This window comes from Streptomyces sp. NPDC021115 (assembly GCF_044333065.1).
Classification (GTDB): Bacteria; Actinomycetota; Actinomycetes; order Streptomycetales; family Streptomycetaceae; genus Streptomyces.
The window spans coordinates 542,256-562,999 of record NZ_JBIRQF010000004.1; the positions used below are offsets into that span (position 1 = coordinate 542,256).

The following is a 20,744-nucleotide window of genomic DNA, read 5'->3' on the forward strand; positions in this document are numbered from 1 at the left end:
GCATCAACGTTCCGTAGGGGGCGCGTAAAGATCGTGTAAGGTGCCGTGCGGTGTGCCGGGAAGCCTGGTCGGCGGTAGGGGATAGCTCTCTTCACCGATCGGGGACGGTACTCATGGTGCTCATCGCGGTGTTCGGCGTGGCGCTTCTCATCGCGGTCCTGGTTTCGGGGCTGGCGGCCCGCTCGGTTCTCTCCACCTCGCTGCTCTTCCTCGTCGCGGGCGCGCTCGTCGGCGACGGGGCGTTGGGCCTCATCCACATCACGGCGGACAGCCCGATCGTGGCGATCACGGCCGATCTGGCGCTGTTCGCGGTGCTGTTCACCGACGGCATGCATGTCTCGTTCCCGGCGTTGCGCGGCGCCTGGCGGAATCCGGCGCGTGCGCTGGGTCTTGGCATGCCGCTGGCGTTCGTGGGGATGTCGCTGATCACCCACTTTCTGGTGGGGCTGGACTGGACGACGTCGTTCCTGGTCGGCGCGGTGCTGGCGCCGACCGACCCGGTGTTCGCCTCGGCGATCGTGGGGCGCAAGGAGGTCCCGGCGCGGCTGCGGCAGCTGCTGAACGTGGAGAGCGGGATCAACGACGGGCTGGCGCTGCCGGTCGTCCTGTTGCTGATCGCCGCTGCCGGTCCGACCTCGGGGGAGGCGCAGGCGTCGCCGTCGGTGATCGCCGCGGAGCTGGTCGGCGGCCTGGCGCTGGGCGCCGCGCTGCCGCTGCTGGTGAACGGACTGGTACGGCTCCCGGTGCTCGGCGCCGAGCCGAAGCTCCAGCCGCTGCTGCCGCTGGCGACCGGTGTGATCCTTTACGCCGCATGCCATCTGACCCACGCCAACCCCTATCTGGCCGCTTTCTCGGCGGGAGCGGTGCTCGCCTCCGTCGCGCCGGACTCCGGCCGTGCGTTCGAGTCGCTGGGCGAGGCGGTGGCGGAGCTGAGCAAGTTCGCGGCGCTGCTGGTGTTCGGGGCGCTGCTGACGCCTCGGTTGTTCGGGGATCTGCCGGTCGGCGGGTACGTGGCCGTGGTGCTGGCCATCGTTCTGGTGCGCCCGGCGTCGTTGCTGGTCTCGCTGATCGGTACCCGCTTCACGCGGCGGGAGAAGCTGGCCGCGGCCTGGTTCGGCCCCAAGGGCTTCGCCTCCGTCGTCTACGGCCTGCTCGTGCTCCAGTCCGGCATCCCGCAGGGTGCGGAGGCGTACACCCTGATCGCGGTGTGCATCGCGTTCTCGATCGCCGCTCACAGCAGTACGGATGTGCCGGTCGCCCGCCTCTTCGACGTCGAGGACCTCGTGGGCATCCCGGACGACGACGATGTGGAGAGGGAGAAGCGCACGGTCGAGGGCGTCCCGTCGGCGCCCCGGGTGAAGGAGGACGGCGATGCGCGCACGTGATCTGGCCGTGGAGTACGAGTCGGTCCGCGTCGACGACGACGCGCTGGAGGCCGCCCGCCTCCTGGCCGAGCGCCAACTGCCGGGGCTGCTGGTCCTGGACGGGGACGGGGAGCCGAAGGCGATCCTGCCCGCCTCCCAGGTGGTGAAGGCGCTGGTCCCGGCCTATGTGGTCGAGGATCCGGCGCTGGCGGCGGTCGTCGACGAGAACCACGCCGACCGGCTGTGTGAGGCACTGCGCGGCCGCCGGGTGAGTGACCTGCTGTCCGACGACGCGGCCCGGCCACCGATCGCCGCCCCCGACGACACCGCGCTGGAGGTGGCCGCGTTGATGGCACGCGTGCGCAGCCCGCTGGTGGCGGTGGCCGACCGGGACAAGGCGGGCCTGTACCTGCTCGGGGTGATCACCGCCTCGCAGCTCCTCCATCGACTCCTCGGACCTGCGGAGCCCCATGAGTGACTGGCACAGCTGGGCGGCGATCGCCGTTTTCGTCGTCGCCTACGTGGCGATCATCAGCGAGCGCGTGCACCGCACGGCCGCCGCCCTGGCCGGGGCGGCGGCCATGCTCGCCATCGGTGCCACCGACGACAAGGCCGCCTTCTTCGACGAGCACTCCGGGATCGACTGGAACGTCGTCTTCCTGCTGCTCGGCATGATGGCGATCGTCGGAGTCCTGCGGCAGACCGGTCTGTTCGAATACCTGGCGATCTGGGCGGCCAAGCGCGCCCGCGGCAAGCCCTTCCGCGTGATGACCATGCTGATAGTCATCACCGCCTCCGCCTCCGCACTGCTGGACAACGTCACCACCGTCCTCCTGGTCGCCCCGGTCACCCTGCTGGTGTGCGAACGCCTCGCGCTGCCCGCGGCGCCGTTCCTGATCGCGGAGGTGCTGGCGTCCAACATCGGTGGCACCGCGACGCTCGTCGGTGACCCGCCGAACATCATCATCGCCAGCCGGGGCGGGCTGACCTTCAACGACTTCCTGGTTCACCTGGCACCGATCGCCGCGCTGCTGACCGTCGTGCTCGTGCTGCTGTGCCGGGTGATGTTCCGCAAGGCGCTGGTGTACGACGAGGAGCGCGCCGCCGAGGTGATGGCGCTGGAGGAGCGCGAGGCCATCCGCGACCACCGGCTGCTGTACCAGGGCCTGGGGGTCCTGGTCCTGGTCGTCCTCGGGTTCGTGGCGCATCCGGTGCTGCACTACGCGCCGAGCGTGGTCGCCCTGCTCGGCGCCGGGCTGCTGATCGCCATCTCGAAGGTGGAGACCGGCGAGGCACTGAAGGAGGTGGAGTGGCCGACGCTGGCGTTCTTCGCCGGGCTGTTCATCATGGTCGGCTCGCTCATCGAGACCGGCGTCATCGGGGAGGTATCCCGCGCGCTGGCCGACGCCACCGGCGGCAGCGAACTCGGCGCCACGATGCTGCTGCTGTTCGGCTCGGCCGTGCTGTCGGGGGTCGTCGACAACATCCCGTACGTCGCCACCATGGCCCCCATCACCGCCGACCTGGCCCACGGCTTCGGTGGCGACGGGGTCCACGTGCTGTGGTGGGCCCTCGCGCTGGGCGCCGACCTGGGCGGCAACGCCACCGCCATCGGCGCCTCCGCCAACGTCGTCGTGCTGGGCATCGCCGAACGCAACCGGCAGCCCATCTCCTTCTGGCAGTTCACCCGGTACGGCCTGGTCGTCACCGCCGTGACCGTGACCCTGTGCGCCGGATACCTGTGGCTGCGGTACTTCGCCCTGAGCTGACCGTACGCGTCACGGACCCACCGGAACCCACGAACCACAGGGAGCGGACCGATGAGACAGGACCGGATGCCCGCCGACTTCCTCGGCGGCTACGAGCGGATGCTCGTCGATGTCTCCGATACCGGTCGGCTGCTGCGCCGCTCCGAGCTGGACGAACTGCGCGAACTGGGGGAGCGGGCGGCCGAGGCCGGATACGGCCTGCGGCAACTGATCACGCTGTACCTGGGCGAGACCCGCAGGCTGTGGGGTTCGCTGCCCGGTGCGGTCCGGGGGGCCGACGCGGCGGTGAGGGTCCGTACCGCCGACGCGTTGCTCGGCGCGGTGGACACCGCCGTCGCCGCCCTCGGCGAGGGGCACGAGCGGGCGCAGCGCCTGGCGGTGCGGCAGGAGGAGGCGGCGCGCCGGGAGTTCGTCGACGATCTGCTGTACGGGCGCAGCGACCTGGGGCGGCTGGCCGAGCGGGCGAAGCGGTTCGGACTGCGGCTGGCACGGAGCCATGCCGTGGCGGTCGCCGAGGGCGAGGAGCCGTATGACGTCGTCCATCCGGTCGTGCGGCGGGTCGAGCGGGAGGTGATCGCCCGGTTCGGCGAGCACGATGTGCTGCTGACGACGAAGGACGGGCGGCTGGTGTGCGTCGCGGCCGGCGGTGAGCGTGAGCGCGCGATCCTGGACGCCTTCATCGGCTGGGTGCACGGTCCCGGCAGCGGGCAGGCAGGGGCGCGGCGGGTGGCCGTCGGCCGTGAGCACCCGGGGGCCGGTGGCGTGGTGCGCAGTTACGAGGAGGCCCTGGACGCCTTGGAACTCGCCGACCGTCTTGAGCTGCCCGGTCCCGTTCTGCGCGCCGCCGACCTGCTGGTCTTTCCGGTGCTCCTGCGGGACCGTGCTGCCATGTCCGACCTGGTGCGTACGGTGCTCGGCCCGCTCGCGCAGGCCCGGGGCGGAGCCGGGCCGCTCGTGGAGACGCTCACCGCGTGCGCGGCGGCGGCCTACGTCAACGCCGAGGCGGCCAGGCGGCTGAACATCGGTGTCCGCACGCTTTCCTACCGGCTGGCGCGCATCAAGGACCTGACCGGTTACGACCCGGGCGACGCGTTGCAGCGCTTCACCCTGGAGACGGCGGCGATGGGGGCCCGGCTGCTGGGGTGGCCGGCGAACCCCCTGTAGGTGCCGCCCGGCCCGTTCGGTTCCGGCGTTTCCAGGCCGTCAGCAACGCGTAAAGATTGCCGGGTTCCGGCAATGCGCGGCTCGGAGCCGCGGTGCCACGATGAGCCCGCACCGAGACGGGGAGACGGAAAGACGGGGCATCGGGGGAGGCGCTGTGGCTGAGTTCTTGCGTACCGCGCCTGGGCTGCTGGCCGTCCTGTTCGGCGTCGCGCTCCTCGTCGTTGCCGGATACCGGCTGGTGCGGTGGACCGGCGGTGTCGGCGTCGGGGCTCGCGGGGGAGACGGAGCCCGCGCCGACACCGCCGGTCCACCGTTCACCGCCGTGGTCGTGACCGGTATCGCGCTGGCCTGGGGCGTCGCGCTCGCCGGGGACGCGCTGCCCGACCGGCCCTGGCTGCGCATCGCCGTGCTGCCGGCGGTGGCGGGGGCGGGCTGGGTCGGCGTCAGGCTCCAGCGGCGGCTGAACCACCGCCTCCAGCCCGCCGGGCCCCTCCGCGAACAGGTCGTGGGCCGTCGCCCTCGGACCGCCTTCCCGAGGTGCGCGGCCCCCGTGGGAACACCCGCGGACCGGCGCCGCTCGGGCGAACACACGACCAATGGGGGATCATGACGGAGTACCTGGGCCCACTGGAACTGGTCGGGGACCGCTGGATCATCGGCGACCCGAAGCGGGAGGGCGGCTCGTACCTGGTCCTCACCCCCGAGGGCATGGAGCACCACGAGCCCGGAGTGCCGGAACCACTCTCCACCATCCCGTGGGCCAGGTTCATGGAGCTGCATATCCGAGCCGCCTTCAAGTCGTGGCACGCCACCCGCACCATGGGCGTGCTGGGCGTGCTCGGCGGCAGCCACCACATGGATACCGGCCCCAGCGGCTGCTCCGTTGGCGGGCTCGTCCGCCGTCCGTACGAGCCCTGGTCGGTGAACTACACCCATCACGAGCGCCCGTACACGGGCAACCACGTCTACCTGGTGAAAGAACTGTTCCGGAAGACGTCCGAAGCGAGGGCGCTGCACCGCCTGGGGGACCCGGAGTGGCTGGGAGCGGCTGTCGCCCGGCTGGCGCCGTTGTCGACGCGGTGGGCCCTCTCGCTGAATCGCCAGGTGAGGGAGGTCATCGAAGACCTCGGCACCTGACGAGACAGCCGTGGGGTGGGCCTGCTCGGGCGTCAGAAGCTGGAGGCGATGTCGTCGTACGTCGCGTCGTCGATCAGGCCGGAGTCGTCAAGGACGTTCTGGTGGTCCAGGACGGTGAGGTTGACCTCGGAGGCGAAGCGGCGCATCAGGGAGTTCTTGGTGCTGGCGCGGACCTGGGCGATGGTGACGAAGATCTTGCCGTGGGTGCCGCGGAGGATGTTGGCGAACTTCTTGTCGAAGTCCTCGCCCTGGGCGTTCTCCAGGGTGCGGACGAAGCCCTGCTGCTCGGCGCTGGCCTCGTCCGGGAGGGAGACGTTCAGCGCCTCGGCGGTGTTGCGGACGAACTCGTCGAGCTTGGAGTGCCCGTCCATGACGTGCATCCCGGCCCGTTTGACGGCCTCGCTGGTGGCGTGGGTCTGGGCGAGCCGGCCGGCCGGGGCCTCCCACAGGTTGGCCTGCCGCACCTTCATCAGGAACTCCATGTCCAGCTTGCTCACGGGACCGGCCGTGGTGACCACGTCGCCGGGGGCGGCCGGCTGGGCGCTGGGGAAGTTCGCCGAGGCGTTCTCGGTGGCGTTCGCTTCGCTCCGGGTGCCCCATACGATCGCTCCGGCCACGACGGCCAGGGCGACGAGCAGGACGCCCGCGAGGGTGAGGTTGCGTGAGCGGCCGTGTGCCGACCGGGCGTGCGCGGTCATGGTGCCTCCTGGATCGGGGAGCGTCCGTTCATGGGAGACGGACGCCTGTGTCGTGGGCACGCAGAACGCTAGTCTTTAGACAGTGCAAAAATTGCACTTTGCCAAGGTGCGCGAAACCGATGGCCGGGGCCTCTCCGATCCACTACGCTCCCCGCTTCCCTGGCGGCGGCGCGGGGCGGTCGTCGGCTCGGCCGCGTACGGGAGGAGGCCGATCGATGGCAGTCCGACGCACGCGGGTGCCCCCGCCCTCCGGGCTGCGCAGGGTGGTGTTCCGGGCGCCGGTCCTGCTCTACCGCTGGCACCTGGGGTGGCTGCTGGGCGGCCGGATGCTGCTGCTCACCCATACGGGCCGCACCAGTGGTCTGCCGCGGCAGGTCGTCCTGGAGGTGACCGGCCGTGATCCGAAGACCGGCGCCTATCACCTCGCCTCCGGGTTCGGCCCGGGAGCGCAGTGGTACCGCAACATCCAGCGCACGCCGTACGTCACCGTCCAGGTCGGTCGGCGCCGGATGTCCGCGGTCGCCGAGCCGCTGGGGCCGGAGGAATCCGGGCGCCTGATGGCCACCTACGCCCTGCGGCATCCGCGCCTGGCCCGCGGCCTGATGCGCATGTGCGGTCTGGAGACCGACGGCAGCGCGGAGGACTACCACCGCATCGGACGCACCCACATCCCCTTCGTCCGAGTCCTCCCCGACCCCCCGCCCGCGCGGCGCTGAGGGCGGTCAGCGAGGCGACCCGGCCGGGTGGGCGGGTGCGTGGAGGGCGCTCAGCACCGTCTGGTGGGTGAGCCAGCCGACCGGTTCGCCGGTGTCCGCGTCCAGGACGGGAAGCCCGGCGCCGTCGGCGGTGACCAGGGTGTGCAAAGCCCCGCTCAGCGGGGCACCGGCGGTCACCGCAGGGGGCTGTTCGGCGAGGCCGGCGATGGTGCGCGGGGTAGCGTGCGCGTCCAGGGACGGGTCCCGCTCGGTGAGCGCTTCGGCCACGGCGCGGGCGGTGACCACACCCGCGTACCGCCCGTTCCGGCCGGTGACGGGCAGGACCCCGTGTCCGGAGCGGGCGATCACGTCGGTGGCGTCCTCCAGCGGCAGGTCGCCGGACAACGTGGCGGGGAGTTCCTCCATCACGTCGCGGACGCTCGCACCGGCCAGCGGGGAGCCCAGCCGCGCGCCGTCCAGGTCGATGCCGCGGCGGCGCAGTTTGAGGGTGTAGATGGTGTCGCGTGACAGCAGGCGGCTGGTGAGCGTGGCCAGGACGATGGCGAGCATCATCGGCAGGATGATGGAGTACTCTCCGGTCAGCTCGAACAGCACGATCACCGCCGTGATCGGGGCCCGGGCCGAGCCGGCGAAGGCCGCGCCCATGCCGACCAGCCCGTAGGCGCCCACCGCGCCCGCGGTGCCGGGCAGCAGCTGGTGGGCCGTGGCGCCGAACGCGGTCCCGGCCATCGCGCCGAGGAAGAGGCTGGGCGCGAACACCCCGCCCGATCCGCCGATGCCGATGGTCAGGCTGGTCGCGACGACCTTGCCGACCAGCAGGAGCACCAGGAGACCGACGGCGTACTTTCCCTCGATGGCGTTCTCCAGTACCGGGTACCCCACCCCGTACATCTGGGGCAGCGCCAGCAGCAGACCGCCCAGCAGCAGCCCGCCGACCGCCGGGCGCAGCCACTCCGGGCCGCGCCAGGCCCAGTCGCAGGCGTCCTCGATCAGGTACAGCACCCGGGTGAACGCCACGCCGACCGCGCCCGCGACCACTCCGAGCAGGGCGAACAGCAGGTACTGCGCGGGGTGGGCGACGTGGAAGGCGGGCAGTGTCAGGAACGCCTCGTCCCCCAGCGCCGCCCGGCCGATGACGCTCGCGGTGACGCTGGAGAGGACCACGGCGCCGAAGGACTCCACGGCGAAGTCCCGCAGGATCAGCTCCATGGCGAAGAACACCCCGGCCAGCGGGGCGTTGAAGGTGGCGGCGATCCCGCCCGCCGCGCCGCAGGCGACCAGCAGCCGCCGACGGTCCTCCGGCATCCGCAGCAGGCCCCCGACGGTCGAGCCCAGCGCCGAGCCGATCTGCACGATCGGCCCCTCCCGGCCCACCGAGCCGCCCGACCCCATGCACAGCGCCGAGGCCAGCGCCTTGACCACCGCGACCTGCGGGGCGATCCGTCCCCCGCGATGGGCGACGGCGTACATCACCTCCGGTACGCCGTGCCCGCGCGCCTCCTTGGCGAAGCGCTGCACCAGCGGCCCGTACAGCAGCCCGCCGACCACCGGCGCCAGCACCACGAACCACGGGCCGAGCCACGGCAGTCCGGGATGGGCGGCGTGACCGGCGGCCGAGTAGTCGGCGTGGCCCGACAGCAGCCGGGTGAAGGTCTGGATCAGCCACCGGAAGGCGATCGCTCCCAGCCCGGCACCGCACCCCACCATCAGCGCGAGCGCGATCACCCCTCCCTGCCTCTGGCCCGCGCTGCTCAGCAGCCGGGCACCTGCTCGCGCGGAAGGGGACGGCGTTCGCCGGAGACCGATCGTTTCACTACCCATCTTTGCATTATGCAAAAGAATGGGTGTGCCGCACAGACGGCACCGGCCGGGTCAGGAGCGAAGGGCGGCTGCGAAGCGTGCCGTACGCGCGCTGGAACCGCCCCCGGGGGATCACCAGCTCGCGTGTGCCTGCGGGCCGCCCTCCACCGAGGGCTCGCCGCCCGCTTCCGTGAACGCCCGCAGCGCTTCGATGAGATGGCGCCGCTTGCCGGGCGGCATCTCATCGACGATGCGCGCGATCTCCCGCCGCCGTCGGCCCGTGGCCTCGTTCACGATCCGCCGACCCTCCTTGGTGAGCGAGATCACACTGGTGCGCCGGTCTTCGGCGGAGACACCCCGCGCGACCATGCCTGCCGCGGCCAGCCGGTCGATCATGCGCATGGCCGTCGACGGCTGCACTCCCAGCTCCCCGGCCAGCCCGGAGAGGCTCAGCGGTCCCCGGCCGTCGAGAACGACCAGCATCCGGAACTGCGGCAACGTCAGGGTTTCCTCTACCGCGGCCAAGGACCGGGCGGAGACGGCGACGAGCAACCGGGACGCGGTCAGCAGGGCGGTGACCATCGCCTCGGCATCGGATTCGGAGGCTGGAGAAGGGTGGGACATACGCCCTTTCTATCGTCCCGGTCCCGACGCCGCGTGCCCGCCGTTCATCGGGCGCCACTCATGCCGTCCCGCTTCCGCCGCGCAACGTCAGGGGCGGGCCGCCACCAGGAGATCAACCACGTAGGTCTCTTCCACCGCCTCGTCGGGGAAAGCCCGGCTCAGCCGCTCACGCTCATCGGCGAAAAAGGCATGACGGTCGGCCCGATCAAGGACGAGGAACGCCGAACGGCTGCCGATATTGGCGAGATGCAGGTCCAGGAAGACCGTGCGGTTCCAGCGCACTTGGCAGCGAGCGACCCGCAGTCCCGTCAGGCCCGCCAGCCGGATGGCGTCACTGTCGGTGGGGCGCACCGTGGATCTCGGTTTCACCCCGCAGTGGTGGGCGATGCGCTCGTGCTGCTCGCGGATCCACGGAACGTCGAAGGCCGTGGTGTTCCACCAGATCGCGAGCGCCCCGCCCGGACGCAGGACCCGCAACGCTTCCGGGACGGAACGGGCGGTATCGGTCCACTGCCAGGACTGTGCGTACGCGATGAGGTCGCGGGAAGCCTCGGCAAGCGGCAGGGCGTTGCCGTCCCCTCTCACGATCGGCACGTCCGGAAGCGCTTGGCGGAACGTGGCGGCCATGGCCTCGCCGGGCTCGACAGCGATCACATCGGCGCCCCGCTCCCGCAGCAGCGCGGTGGCGATTCCGGTGCCCGCTCCGACATCGGCGACCCGGGCACCGGCCAGGCGATGGCCCACGAATTCCTCGACGTGGTCGAAGAGCGCGGCCGGATAGGACGGTCGACTCGCCGCGTACTGGGCAGCGGCCCCATCGAACGACTGGGCACGTGGGCTGGCGGACATCCCCCCATCATCGCCTTCAGGCCACAAGCACCCGCAGGCCGTCACCGTGCTGGGCGCCCTTTCCACCCTCAAGCCCCCATCAGATGATCGGTCTTATGGTGCTCTTTTCCTCGTCTGTCCGGCTGTGGTTGCTTCCCAACGCCGTCCTGCTCGTCGTGCTGTCGACGTGGGGCGCGCTCCGCTACCCACACCTACCGGGGCGGATACCGAAACACATCGGGGTCGATGGAGTGGACGCCTGGACGGACAAGTCGATCGGCAGCGCGTTCGTGCTGGTCTTCGTGTATGCGGGAGTGACGGTGCTGATGGCCGGCTCTGCGGAGCTGACCCTGCGACTGACACCGCGCGATGAGTTGTCGCACGCCACCGCCGAACCATTCGCTGCCGCACAGGCGACATCGTCCCTGCTCAACAGTCCCGGCAGCCGGGACTCGGCACGCCGGATCGCACGAGCCCTGTTGCTGCTCAATACCTGCGTCGGTATCTCGTTCCTCGCGGGTTGCGGAATGCTCTGGCGTTCCACGCCGGACCCGGACGTGCCCGCATGGCTCCTCGTGGCGATGCCCCTGCCGCTCCTCGTCGGCACCGCGGTGACGGTCGCTGCGGCCGTGAGCGACCGGAAGCGATGAGCCCGTTCCGCTGGGGAGTGTCGGTCGTCTGAGACAGTGCTGGGGTGACGGCCATCTATAAAAGTGCTGCTGCTCATCGGGACGTCGAGAGGTGGTGTGCCGATCGGCTCTCACAGTGGCCGGTACCCCACAGAACCATGGTGTTGGCCACCCGCGTCGGCCGGACCCATGTCGCCACCACGGGAGAGGACGCCGGTCCGCAGCAGTCCACACCCCGCGTGGTGGTAGTCCCCGGTACCAACTTCAACGCGGCCACCAGTCTGCCGCTGGTGACCGCGCTGGCGGCGCGTTGGCCCATCTGCGTCGTCGATGTTCCCGGTCAGCCGGGACTCAGCACCGGCGACCGTCCCGGGCGGCACCGGCTGCCCCGGTACGGGCAGTGGCTCCAGGAGGTGCTGGACGAGATCAGCCCGGGGCCGACTGTCCTGGTGGGCCATTCACTTGGTGGCGCCATCGCGATGGCCTGCGACGTCCCGCAGCTCATCGGGCGGGTCGTGGTCTCTCCTGCCGGCCTGACCCGGCTCAAGGTCACCGGTCGGGTCCTGGCGGCCAGCCTGCCCTGGCTCGCGCGCCCCACTGAAGCCCGCAGCGCGGCGCTACTGCGGCAGATGCATGGTGCAGGCCGGCAACCGTCGGCCGAACTCGTCAGCTGGATGACTCTCCTGGCCCGGTCCTGCCGCTCCAGCCTGGCGCCCGCGCCCCTCTCCGCTCGGGTACTGGCCCGAGCCCAGCGGGTTACCAACGTGGTGGCCACCGGCGAGCATGATGTTTTCCTGCCGCCGTCCCGGCTGGCTCCGCCCGCTTCCCGCCACCTCGGCGTCGTGGTGAAATCCGTGCCCGGTGCGGGGCACCTCGTGGTGGAAGAACACCCGGAGACGATCGTGACGATGGTGGCAGCGTTGATGAGCGGGGACACGAACTTCGGACTGTGAGTGGGCGTTCACGGCCCCAGTGGGTACTCACCCGGCCGATCGACGCGCTGTGAAGTCCGTACGCCACCGGTCGATCAGCGGGGGCAGTTCGCGCAGCATGAACGCGTAGAAGTCCCGCATCTCCGCCAGCCGCCGCCCGGCCGGGGTGGCCGGGTCACCGGCCGCTGCGAGGCCCTGCTCGGCGACTTCGCCCATGGTGGCCAGCAGCTGGTTCTGCTGCGACATCAGCCGCGCCCAGGCGCCGTCCGGGAAGCGGTAATGGTCCCGACGGCTGCCTGGCGCCGGGACCCGCTCCAACAGGCCGCTCTGGGTGAGCTGCTTCACCGCGCCGGACACCGATCCGGAGCTGACCTGCAACTCCTCGCACAGGTCGGCGGCGGTCATCGTCTCCTGCCGACTGAACAGCAGGGAGGTCATCACCCGCGCGGTGGTCTTCTGCATCCCGCCCTGCGCGAGGATCAGCGCCAGCTTCTCCGCGATGTCCCGCAGCTGCTCGTTGTCGCCCATGCCAACACCTTAACCGGCACCTCCTCATGCTCAGAGTGTTCAAAGTTCTCTGAAAGTTTCATATAGTCGCGGCCACGAGCGCGGTCCGAGGGTCGCGTCCCGAAGACGCCGAAAGCGCCGAGCGGAAAGGACTCACACGTGACCGGTAAGAATGCCGCAGCCGCCGTCCACGGGATGTCCGACGAGACCTGGAAGAGGCACGCCAACCCGTGGAGCGTGTGGACGCGTTTCGCCGCCATCCCGGCCTTCGAGCTGGCTGTGTGGAGTCGGCAATGGCTCGGCTGGTGGTGCCTGACCGCTGTCGTCGCGGTCGTTGTCTGGCTCTGGCTCAACGTGCGGCTGTTCGAGCCGGTGGAGCCCACCGGCTGGGCCGCCAGGGGCATCTACGGTGAGCGGCTGCACGTCGACGGCAAGGTTCCCGCCGAGCACCAGACGACCCTCAACTGGCTGATCGCATCTGGCCTCGTCGGCTTCGCGTTGATCGCCTGGGGGCTGGTGGCCTTGAACATGTGGCCGCTCACCTTGGGCACCGTCATGGTCGTGTTCGCCCAGCTGTGGCGGATCGATCGCTACGGCCTGCTGTTCCAGCAGCACCTGCGTGAGCAGTCCCCGGATGACGCGATGTGAAGCAACAGCGGAAAGAGCGGGAGGCCGGGGTGTGGCGGCGTTGTAGAACTCGGTTTCGTTGGCTTCGGTGGCCAGCGTCGGGAAGTTTCAGGAAAGAAGTCAGCGTCGATGGTCCCGACAATGGGTCGGCATAATGGTGTGCTCTCAGCGAGTACGATGACTTGACGGTCTATCGCTTGTCGGGAGTTGATCGTCGTGGATACGTACTTCGTAGGCTCGCGTGCAAGTAATCTGGCCAAGGTGCAGGTACGTGAATATCTTGCTCCCCTGCGCGAGCGTTTCCCTGAGGTTACCTTCACCCACCGAGTGATCCTCGAAGGCGGCGACAGGGACCGGAAGTCGCTGCTCTCGGATGTCTCTGCTGTTAGCGGTGGCAGCGCATTCAGTACGAAGCAGGAAGCCGCGTTGGCTCGCGGAGACGTGGATGTGGTCATCCACTCTCTGAAGGACCTTCCTACGGCGAATCCGACGGGCCTCATTCTGATGCCCCCGCCGCGACGGGAAGATGCCCGTGACGCGTTGTGTGGGTCCACGCTCGTCGGGCTGCGCAAGGGTGCGCGGGTAGGTACGGGCGCTCCGCGGCGTATCGCCCAGCTGCTGGCGGTGCGGCCGGATATTGAGGTCGTGCCGATTCGGGGTAATGTCCCGCCGCGACTGAAGAAGATCGAGACCATGGGGCTTGACGCTGTGGTTCTGGCGGTCGCGGGACTTCGTCGTCTCGGGTTGGATGACGCTATCGGAGAGATTCTGCCAATCGATCTCTTTCCGCCGTCGCCCGGGCAAGGGGCCCTGGGGGTTCAGGTGCGCGAGGGCAACGCAGCGATTCAAGAGATCCTGTCCACGTCGGGGGATCTCGTGGTTTACGCCCAGGTGCGGGCCGAGCGCGCATTGCTTGCCGAATTGCACGGTGGATGCAGTGTGCCTGTGGGAGCATATGCGGAGGTCCGCACGGATGGATCTCTTTCGCTTTATGCGCAGGTGACGTCGCTCGACGGGACACGGCAGGTTTCCGGCTCGCTTTCCGGACCGTTCGGCGAGCCGGAAAAGCTCGGGGAGGCCCTGGCCGGAGAGCTGATCGGCCAGGGCGCGCGTTCTATCCTCGGCGAGATACGGGCCGAGACTGCGGTTTAGCCGCTGAGCTGCCGGGCGATGTCCAGCGCCGCGTACGTCACGCTGGCGTCGGCTCCGGCTCGCTTGAGCATGGTGAAGAGTTCGATGAGCCTGCGCACGTCTCGTTTGCCGGTCTTGGGGTCGAGGGACGAGAGCGCGGTGTACTCGCCGGACACCGAGAACGGGAAGAGCGGTGCCCGGGTGTGCTGCTTCAGGCGGGTCAGCACGTCGGCGGTGAACATGGCGGGCTCCAGCAGGAGCATGTCGGCACCGTCCTGGACGAGCTGGAGTGCCGCGTCGATGAACTGCTCGGGCTTGCCGGGGTTGATCTGGAACTCCCGGTCGATGCCTGCCTTGGGTGTGGCGCCCATGGTGCGGCGGAAGCCGTCGTAGAGGCTGCTCCAGAAGATCACGTGTGGCATGACGGAAACGCTGCTGAAGCCTTCGTCGTTCAGCGCGGTGCGGGCGCCTTGCGTAGTGCCGAGCACCATGGAGGCCGGGCCTACGATGTCGGCTCCTGCCGCCGCGTGTGCGACGGCTTGCCGGGCGGTGACGTCGATGGTGGCGGGGATGTCCGGGCGGCCGTGTACGTCGGTGACGTAGCAGAGTCCGGAGTCGGTGTACGAGCAGAGACACGTCTCTGTCATGACCGCGAGGTCCGGTTCCGCGTCCTTCGCGGTGCGGACGGCCCGGGCCATGAGCGCGTCGGGTACGAGCGAGATCTTGCCTGTGGCGTCGCGTCGGGTGGATTCGGCGAAGATCTTGACCGATCGGATGCCGTGTAATCGCGCCTCGCGCATCGCTGCGGGGATCTGCGGGACCGTGACGGTCGGCATGGGGCGGTCGGCCTGCTGCTCGGTGACGAGCAGCACCATGGACAGGTCCGAGGGGGTGAGTGCCGGGCCTTCCAGGAAGCGGCGGACGGCCGGACGGCTTCGAAGCGGGTTCGTAGTGCTGCGACTTCGTGCTGGTGGCGTCGCAGTAACGGTCATCTGTCCCTCGTTTCGTTGGGCGCGCGGACGCGCTGGTCATCGCTGGTGCTGGCGCTGGTGGTGATGGCGCCGACCAGGTCGAACACCTCGTCGCTGTCATCCAGGGGGCCTGCCAACGCGCCTCTCCTAGGGGTGATTTCGTGCGGGTCCCGCCTCGCGCTGTCGACCTGCCCTTGCGAGGTCGGGGGAGCCTCCAGTTCACACAGCGGAGACGGGACCCGTGACCCGCCCCGGCCACCAACGTGCCTTCCTCGCCGCATGGCGAGGCTTCCGGTGGCGTCGGCGGCCGGAGCGGGGGCATATGGGGTTCGCTGCCGTGGCACCGAGCGTGTCCTCCTGCGGAGCCGGGAGCGTTACGGGCCAGACGGTCAGCGAGTAGTGCCCGGTGTGGTCGGCGGCAGTGAGCCTGAAGGGCCTGCCTGTGGCAAGTTGAGGGAGCGCGGCTTCCTGCTGCACCTCGTCGTCGCACCAGGTGCGGAAGAGCGCTGGTACGTCAGGCAGCTCGTTGCTCACCGGAGGCCGGCTTCGAGATGAACCCGTCCGCGGTCTGGCGCATCGAGAACCGCAAGCGCCGCATCAACCTCGACGAGGCCATCGGATTCGCGGAGGTCTTCGGCCTCGAACTGCGCAACTTCGTCGGGCCCCCGCAACTCGCCGCCAAGGCACGCGCCATGGAACTGATCGATGCCGTGGCCGACACCTTCCGCGAGAGCCAGCGCGCCAACGCCGAGCACGCGCGCGCACGTGATGCCCTGGACGCCTACCTCGCCGAGCACCCCGACATCCGCGAGGAAGCGGAAGTCATGGTGTCCAACGCCATCGCCCAGGCCAGCGCCAGCCACCTGATGGAGACCTACGGGCCCCCGGTCCACGAACACGAGGCCGAGCAGGACGACTCCGCTCCTCAGTCCTAGCCCCGGCTCCCCTCGCAACCGCCATCCCTCACGATCGACCGAACCGGCAGGCCGGTGTTGCCGCACCCACGCCTGCCATGAGAGGACTCACTCCCCTTGCGCCGACACGCAATACCCCATGCCTCCCAGCAGACCGGGCGCACCGGAACGGAGGTGAACACATCTGACCGCCTGCTCACCGTGGAAGAGACGGCCGAGCGGCTCGGCACCGGCGTGCGCTTCGTGCGGCGGCTCATCGCCGAGCGGCGTATCCGCTACGTCAAGATGGGCAAGCCCGTCCGCATCCCCGAGAGCGTTCTGGCCGAGTACATCGAGGCCCACACCGTCGCATCCCGCCGCGACATGCGCTCGCGCTACCGGAGGGTGGCCTGATGGCGGGACGCAAGCCGCAGCGACGGCGCGAATTCGGCACGGTGCGCCAACTGCCCTCGGGCCGATGGCAGGCCCGGTACTGGGCGCCGGACGGGGCCCGGCGGAAGGCGCCGGAGACTTTCGCCTCCAAGACCGACGCGCAGACCTGGCTCACGCTGACCCAGGCCGACATCGAGCGCAATCTCTGGGTCGATCCGGATGTCGGGGCCGTGAACTTCGAGGCGTACGCGCTGACGTGGGTGGAGGAGCGCGGCCTCTCCGACACCACGGATGAGCTGTACCGCAGGCTCCTGCGGCTGCACGTCCTGCCCGCCTTCGGGGACATGGACCTGGACGAGATCACGCCGCCTGGTGTCCGGAGCTGGCGAGCCGAGCGGCTCACGGTGACGGGTGCGACGACGGTCGCCAAGTCCTACCGGCTACTCAAGGCCATCATGGAGACCGCGGCCGACGACGAGCTGATCCGCCGCAACCCCTGCCGGATCAGGGGCGCCGGTACCGAGAAGGCCAAGGAACGGCCGACCGCAACCGTCGAGCAGGTCGACGCGCTCGCCGACGCCGTGGGGCCGCGATGGCGGCTGATGGTGTACTTCGGCGCCTACGGCCCCATGCGCCCGGAGGAGCAGGCGGCCCTCCGGCGGCCCGACGTCACGCTCGACCCTCTCGCCGCGCGGGTACGGGAAGCGGCACCTGAGCTGACCACCGGCCGCCGGGTCGAGGGCGACACGAAGTCGGACGCTGGTGTGCGCACCATCTACCTGCCCGGCTTCCTCTCCATCGAGGTGAAGCGCCACCTCGACTGGTTCGCCGAGAAGGAGTTCAACGGCCTGCTGTTCGTCGGCGAGAAGGGCGCCCCGTTCCGGCGCTCCTCCTTCGGCCGCAAGTGGCGCAGGGCCCGTGCCAAGGTTGGGCTGCCGGAGGACTTCCGCTTCTACGACCTCCGCCACACCGGCCACACCCTCTCCACCCAGTCCGGGGCAACGCTCAAGGACACGATGGTCCGGGCGGGGCAGTCGTCGGAGAAGGCCGCGCTGATCTACCAGCACTCCGACGACGAGCGGCAGCAGGAGGTCGCGGAGGGCATCGACGCGAGGGTGCGCGCGGCGCGCGACAGGGCGTTGTCCCGGCCACCGCAGGCGCGGGAAGCCTGACGGCTAAGTGCGGGGCTGGGGCGAGTCGATGCGCCCCAGCTCGCCTGCCCTTCGCTCAGGGCTGGTGCGTCAGCCGGGTGGCAGTGGCCGCGAGGGTGGCCAGGGCGAGGCAGACGGTCATCACTGCTGCCATCGGTGCGGGGCTGTGGGTGCCGAACAGCCCGACCAGCGGGGAGGCGGCCGCCCCGAAGAGGAACTGGCCGCCGCCCAGGAGGGCGGAAGTGGCTCCGGGCGCTGTGCGCCCGCGGCGTTGGGCGATGGTGACCACGGTGGGGAAGAAGACCCCGAACGCGGTGAGGGAGAGCAGGAGACACAACCACGTCACGGGCATGGTGCTGCCGACGGTCACCTGGACGAGCAGCAGGGCTGCTGGGCCTGCCATCGCCAGCACGGCGCTGGCGATGAGGAGGGTTTCGGCGGACCAGCGTTTGGCCAACCGCCCGCAGGCCAGGCTGCCGGCCATGTTGCCGATGGCGTTGACGCCGTAGACGAGGCTGGCGAGGGCCGGCGCGAGGTGGTAGATGTCCTGGAAGACGAAGGTGGTCCCGGCGATGTAGGCGAAGACCGATGCCCCGCCGAAGGCCAGAGTCAGTACCGGGGCGATGACGGTTCGCTGGGCGGCGACCTGTCCGATGGTGCGAAGGCTGGCGGCCAGTCCTCCGGTCAGGCGCGCGTGTGGCGGATGGGATTCCGGGACCCAGCGCAGTACGCCCAGGACGAGGAGCAGGCCGATGAGGGCGAGCGCCGCGAAGACGTAACGCCAGGACACCATCAGCAGGATGGCTCCCCCGGCCAGCGGGGCCAGGACCGGGGCCGTGGCGCTGATCGCTCCTAACCGGGAGAAGACTGTGGCGAGTTCACCGTCGTCGAACAGGTCGGCGACGACCGCGCGGGCGATGACGATCCCGGCCGCTCCCGAGAAGCCCTGCCCGACCCGCGCCGCGTTCAGTACGGCCAAGGTCGGGGCCACGGCGCACACGACGGAGAAGAGGGTGAACAGCGCGGTCCCCGAGACGAGGACCGGGCGGCGCCCTACCGCGTCACTGAGCGGTCCCAGGACGAGCTGTCCGGCGATGATGCCCGCCAGGAAGCCGGTCAGGGACATCTGCGCGCCCGAGGCGTCGGCCCCCAGTGAACGGGCCAGGTCCGGAAGCCCGGGAACGTACATGTCGGTCGCCAGCGGACTGGCCGCACTCAGCCCGGCCAATACCAGGAGCAGCCGTGCCCGTTGTGGGGCCGCGACGCCAGGAGTGTGACGAGGTCGGGCCGCGTTCTCGGTGCGGTGAACGGTCATAGCGGGGGAGCCGCCCCCTCCGCGTCCGCGGATGCGTGCGCCAGCCTGTCACGCGGTTCAGTGGCGACTTCGGCCGCGGCCACCTGCTCCAGCAGTCCGGCGGCGATCTGCAACACGCCGCGCTCGGCAGGCGACAGCGTCTGCCTCAGCGCCTCCGCCAGCCATCTATTGCCGTCTCGGACGTGCTCTTTCAGCGCTTCCCGCCCCGCATCCGTGATCGCGATGTTCTGGCGGCGCGCATCCACCTCGCTGCGCGAGCGGTGGATACGACCCTGCTCCTCCAACTCGTTGAGCACTCGGGTCAGGGACTGCACCTGCATACCTTCGATGGCGGCCAGTTCGGAGGGCGTCAACGCGCCGCTGTGCCGAAGGTTGGCCAGCACCGAAGCCGCCAGCCGTGTCAGCGTCCGGCTGCTTCCCGGCTGCTCGGCGCGGAGCCGGGACGCCAGTCGGGAGACCCCCCACCTCAACGACTCGGCCAGCAGGAGATCTGTGTTCGCTTGACTGCCTGCGTCACTATCCACAAATAGAAAGCTAAGCCTTGGTATTCAAGAACATCAACCCTTGGAAGGGCGCCTGTTTGTGAAGCGTTAGCTTGTTTTCGGGTCACCGCTCGTCTTGGTCGTGTGGGGCGGGCAGCGTTAATGCCAGTGCGGCGACGCCCGCGCACATGGCCGTGATGGCCAGGAACACTGCCCGGTAGGAGGCGGTCGTATCGGCAGTGGTTGAGGCGAGGGTGACCAGGGTGGCCAGGCCGAGGGCGCCGCCGATCTGTCGGGTCGCGTTCATCAGCCCCGAGGCCGCCCCGGCGTCCTGCGCGGGGATGCCGGAGGTGACGATGGTGGTGATGGGGGTGATCAGCAGGCCCATCCCGGCGGACATGATGACCGCGGGCCCGAGCATGCCGTCCAGGTAGCCGCTGCCCGTTTCGATCCGGCTTTGCCACAGGAACCCGGCCGCGGACAGCAGCGCGCTGCCCACGATCAGCGTCCGAGCGCCGATGCGCCGCATGACGGCGGGGGCCAGGCGGGCGGCGGCGATGCCGACCAAGGTGTGTGGCAGGAATCCCGCCCCCGTGGTCAGCGCGCCGTAGTACTGCTCGTCCTGCATGTAGAGCGACAGGAAGTACCACATGGGGATGAAGCAGGCTCCGGCCAGCAGCATCACCGCGTTGCCCGCCCAGACGGGGCGCATCTGCACCAGGCGCGGCGGTAGCAACGGAGCTGTCGCGTAACGGTCTTCGACCGCCACGAACGCGGCCAGTGCGGCAACGCCGACGGCGAGGCCGATCAGGGCTGTCGGCGCATCCCAGCCGTGCATGCCGGCCTGGGTGACGCCGTGGACGAGCGCGCCCACGCCGAGCGTCGCCAGCACCGCCCCCGGCAGGTCGAGCTTCCCGGCCTCGCCGCGGGCGCGGTCGGCGGGCAGCAACCGCGCTGCGGCGAACAGGGCCACCGCGCCGATGGGGACGTTGATCAGCAGGATCGACCGCCAGGTGAGGGTGTCGGTCAGGACGCCGCCGATCAGATTGCCCGCGGCTCCTCCGGCGGAGCTGACCGCGGTCCAGGTGGCCAGCGCCCGGGTGCGGTACGGCCCTTCGGCGAAGGTAGTGGTCAGGATTGTCAGCGTGGCCGGAGCCAGCACCGCGGCACCCAGCCCTTGCACGGCCCGCATCGCGATCAACAGCCCTGGTGTGGTGGCCACTCCGCCCACCAGGCTGGAGGTGGCGAACAGTGCCAGCCCCCACAGGAAGACCCGGCGGCGGCCGTATAGGTCCGCCAGGCGCCCGCCGAGCAGCAGGAATCCGGCGAAGACCAGCGCGTAGCCGCCGACGACCCACTGCAACCCCACCGCGTCGAACCCCAGGGCGTCCTGGATCGAGGGCAGCGCTACGTTCACCACCGAGACGTCCAGCACCACCATGAACTGGGCCGCGCACGCGAGCCACAGCACCGCTGAGTTCCCGTGGCCCGTAGCTGGTTGGGGCGCGGTGTCCGGTGTGCCACTGCCTCCATGTGTCGCACGGAATCCCATGACCCTCCCGTCGTCACCGCCGTCGCGATTTTTTATCGTACAGCGGTACTATGAAAATCTG

Annotated in this window: 22 protein-coding genes and 1 pseudogene; 14 read left to right on the forward strand and 9 right to left on the reverse strand. The window is 70.0% G+C overall.

Annotation, left to right across the window (positions count from 1 at the left end):
* The first annotated feature begins 113 nt into the window (after nt 1-113).
* From ACH4TL_RS16505 to ACH4TL_RS16530, 6 genes are all read left to right on the forward strand, one after another.
* Nucleotides 114-1,385 carry a cation:proton antiporter gene (locus ACH4TL_RS16505; RefSeq protein WP_398314603.1) on the forward strand — a complete coding sequence of 424 codons (1,272 nt, stop codon included), beginning with the start codon at nt 114-116 and terminating at the stop codon, nt 1,383-1,385.
* Nucleotides 1,372-1,842, forward strand: a complete 471-nt coding sequence (locus ACH4TL_RS16510) for a CBS domain-containing protein (RefSeq protein ID WP_398314604.1) — start codon at nt 1,372-1,374, stop codon at nt 1,840-1,842. Before ACH4TL_RS16505 ends, ACH4TL_RS16510 begins: the two co-directional genes overlap by 14 nt.
* Nucleotides 1,835-3,133 (forward strand): ArsB/NhaD family transporter, encoded by a 1,299-nt coding sequence (locus tag ACH4TL_RS16515; protein ID WP_398314605.1) that lies wholly within the window; start codon nt 1,835-1,837, stop codon nt 3,131-3,133. The genes ACH4TL_RS16510 and ACH4TL_RS16515 overlap by 8 nt, the downstream gene beginning before the upstream one ends.
* Before the next feature lie 51 nt (nt 3,134-3,184).
* Complete coding sequence (locus ACH4TL_RS16520) at nt 3,185-4,297, forward strand: PucR family transcriptional regulator (protein WP_398314606.1); 1,113 nt, start codon at nt 3,185-3,187, stop codon at nt 4,295-4,297.
* A gap of 154 nt (nt 4,298-4,451) precedes the next feature.
* Nucleotides 4,452-4,907 carry a hypothetical protein gene (locus ACH4TL_RS16525; RefSeq protein WP_398314607.1) on the forward strand — a complete coding sequence of 152 codons (456 nt, stop codon included), beginning with the start codon at nt 4,452-4,454 and terminating at the stop codon, nt 4,905-4,907.
* Nucleotides 4,904-5,434, forward strand: coding sequence for a hypothetical protein (locus tag ACH4TL_RS16530; protein ID WP_398314608.1), 531 nt, complete (start codon nt 4,904-4,906; stop codon nt 5,432-5,434). Before ACH4TL_RS16525 ends, ACH4TL_RS16530 begins: the two co-directional genes overlap by 4 nt.
* Nucleotides 5,435-5,466: 32 nt before the next feature.
* On the opposite strand, the gene ACH4TL_RS16535 is transcribed toward ACH4TL_RS16530, so the two are convergent.
* Complete coding sequence (locus ACH4TL_RS16535) at nt 5,467-6,132, reverse strand: DUF4142 domain-containing protein (RefSeq protein ID WP_398314609.1); 666 nt, start codon at nt 6,130-6,132, stop codon at nt 5,467-5,469.
* 215 nt (nt 6,133-6,347) lie between these two features.
* Here ACH4TL_RS16535 and ACH4TL_RS16540 point away from each other — a divergent pair, with 215 nt between their 5' ends.
* The gene (locus tag ACH4TL_RS16540; RefSeq protein WP_398314610.1) at nt 6,348-6,848 is read left to right on the forward strand and encodes a nitroreductase family deazaflavin-dependent oxidoreductase; all 501 of its coding nucleotides are present in this window, start codon (nt 6,348-6,350) and stop codon (nt 6,846-6,848) included.
* A gap of 6 nt (nt 6,849-6,854) precedes the next feature.
* Here the strand turns inward: ACH4TL_RS16540 and ACH4TL_RS16545 are convergent, their stop codons facing one another.
* The 3 genes from ACH4TL_RS16545 to ACH4TL_RS16555 all read right to left on the reverse strand — a co-directional run bounded on the left by ACH4TL_RS16545 (nt 6,855) and on the right by ACH4TL_RS16555 (nt 10,121).
* Complete coding sequence (locus tag ACH4TL_RS16545; protein WP_398314925.1) at nt 6,855-8,570, reverse strand: chloride channel protein; 1,716 nt, start codon at nt 8,568-8,570, stop codon at nt 6,855-6,857.
* 210 nt (nt 8,571-8,780) lie between these two features.
* Nucleotides 8,781-9,272: a MarR family winged helix-turn-helix transcriptional regulator gene (locus ACH4TL_RS16550; RefSeq protein WP_398314611.1), complete on the reverse strand. Its 492-nt coding sequence runs from the start codon at nt 9,270-9,272 to the stop codon at nt 8,781-8,783.
* An 87-nt stretch (nt 9,273-9,359) separates the two neighbouring features.
* Complete coding sequence (locus ACH4TL_RS16555; RefSeq protein ID WP_398314612.1) at nt 9,360-10,121, reverse strand: class I SAM-dependent methyltransferase; 762 nt, start codon at nt 10,119-10,121, stop codon at nt 9,360-9,362.
* 98 nt (nt 10,122-10,219) lie between these two features.
* On the opposite strand from ACH4TL_RS16555, the gene ACH4TL_RS16560 reads away from it, so the two are divergent.
* Entirely contained in the window at nt 10,220-10,750 is a 531-nt protein-coding gene (locus ACH4TL_RS16560) for a DUF1648 domain-containing protein (RefSeq protein ID WP_398314927.1), read from the forward strand.
* A gap of 137 nt (nt 10,751-10,887) precedes the next feature.
* Nucleotides 10,888-11,682: an alpha/beta fold hydrolase gene (locus ACH4TL_RS16565; RefSeq protein ID WP_398314613.1), complete on the forward strand. Its 795-nt coding sequence runs from the start codon at nt 10,888-10,890 to the stop codon at nt 11,680-11,682.
* A 27-nt stretch (nt 11,683-11,709) separates the two neighbouring features.
* Here ACH4TL_RS16565 and ACH4TL_RS16570 read toward each other — a convergent pair whose 3' ends face one another.
* The gene (locus ACH4TL_RS16570) at nt 11,710-12,189 is read right to left on the reverse strand and encodes a GbsR/MarR family transcriptional regulator (protein WP_398314614.1); all 480 of its coding nucleotides are present in this window, start codon (nt 12,187-12,189) and stop codon (nt 11,710-11,712) included.
* A 138-nt stretch (nt 12,190-12,327) separates the two neighbouring features.
* Here ACH4TL_RS16570 and ACH4TL_RS16575 point away from each other — a divergent pair, with 138 nt between their 5' ends.
* Nucleotides 12,328-12,816: a DUF6653 family protein gene (locus tag ACH4TL_RS16575; protein WP_398314615.1), complete on the forward strand. Its 489-nt coding sequence runs from the start codon at nt 12,328-12,330 to the stop codon at nt 12,814-12,816.
* Nucleotides 12,817-13,011: 195 nt separating this feature from the next.
* Nucleotides 13,012-13,947 (forward strand): hydroxymethylbilane synthase, encoded by a 936-nt coding sequence (gene hemC / locus ACH4TL_RS16580; RefSeq protein ID WP_398314616.1) that lies wholly within the window; start codon nt 13,012-13,014, stop codon nt 13,945-13,947.
* Here hemC and ACH4TL_RS16585 read toward each other — a convergent pair.
* Nucleotides 13,944-14,918, reverse strand: a complete 975-nt coding sequence (locus tag ACH4TL_RS16585; protein ID WP_398314617.1) for a hypothetical protein — start codon at nt 14,916-14,918, stop codon at nt 13,944-13,946. The genes hemC and ACH4TL_RS16585 overlap by 4 nt on opposite strands.
* Before the next feature lie 515 nt (nt 14,919-15,433).
* On the opposite strand from ACH4TL_RS16585, the pseudogene ACH4TL_RS16590 reads away from it, so the two are divergent.
* The 3 genes and pseudogenes from ACH4TL_RS16590 to ACH4TL_RS16600 all read left to right on the forward strand — a co-directional run.
* Nucleotides 15,434-15,832, forward strand: a pseudogene (locus tag ACH4TL_RS16590) (transcriptional regulator); the annotation flags it as partial.
* Nucleotides 15,833-15,985: 153 nt separating this feature from the next.
* The gene (locus ACH4TL_RS16595) at nt 15,986-16,204 is read left to right on the forward strand and encodes a helix-turn-helix domain-containing protein (RefSeq protein WP_037954151.1); all 219 of its coding nucleotides are present in this window, start codon (nt 15,986-15,988) and stop codon (nt 16,202-16,204) included.
* Nucleotides 16,204-17,355: a tyrosine-type recombinase/integrase gene (locus tag ACH4TL_RS16600; protein WP_398314618.1), complete on the forward strand. Its 1,152-nt coding sequence runs from the start codon at nt 16,204-16,206 to the stop codon at nt 17,353-17,355. The genes ACH4TL_RS16595 and ACH4TL_RS16600 overlap by 1 nt, the downstream gene beginning before the upstream one ends.
* Before the next feature lie 55 nt (nt 17,356-17,410).
* On the opposite strand, the gene ACH4TL_RS16605 is transcribed toward ACH4TL_RS16600, so the two are convergent.
* The 3 genes from ACH4TL_RS16605 to ACH4TL_RS16615 all read right to left on the reverse strand — a co-directional run bounded on the left by ACH4TL_RS16605 (nt 17,411) and on the right by ACH4TL_RS16615 (nt 20,602).
* Nucleotides 17,411-18,649: a multidrug effflux MFS transporter gene (locus ACH4TL_RS16605; protein ID WP_398314619.1), complete on the reverse strand. Its 1,239-nt coding sequence runs from the start codon at nt 18,647-18,649 to the stop codon at nt 17,411-17,413.
* Complete coding sequence (locus ACH4TL_RS16610) at nt 18,646-19,173, reverse strand: MarR family winged helix-turn-helix transcriptional regulator (protein WP_385448497.1); 528 nt, start codon at nt 19,171-19,173, stop codon at nt 18,646-18,648. Before ACH4TL_RS16610 ends, ACH4TL_RS16605 begins: the two co-directional genes overlap by 4 nt.
* A gap of 82 nt (nt 19,174-19,255) precedes the next feature.
* A complete protein-coding gene (locus ACH4TL_RS16615) occupies nt 19,256-20,602 on the reverse strand; it encodes an MFS transporter (protein ID WP_398314620.1) in 1,347 nt (448 codons plus the stop codon).
* Nucleotides 20,603-20,744 lie beyond the last annotated feature (142 nt).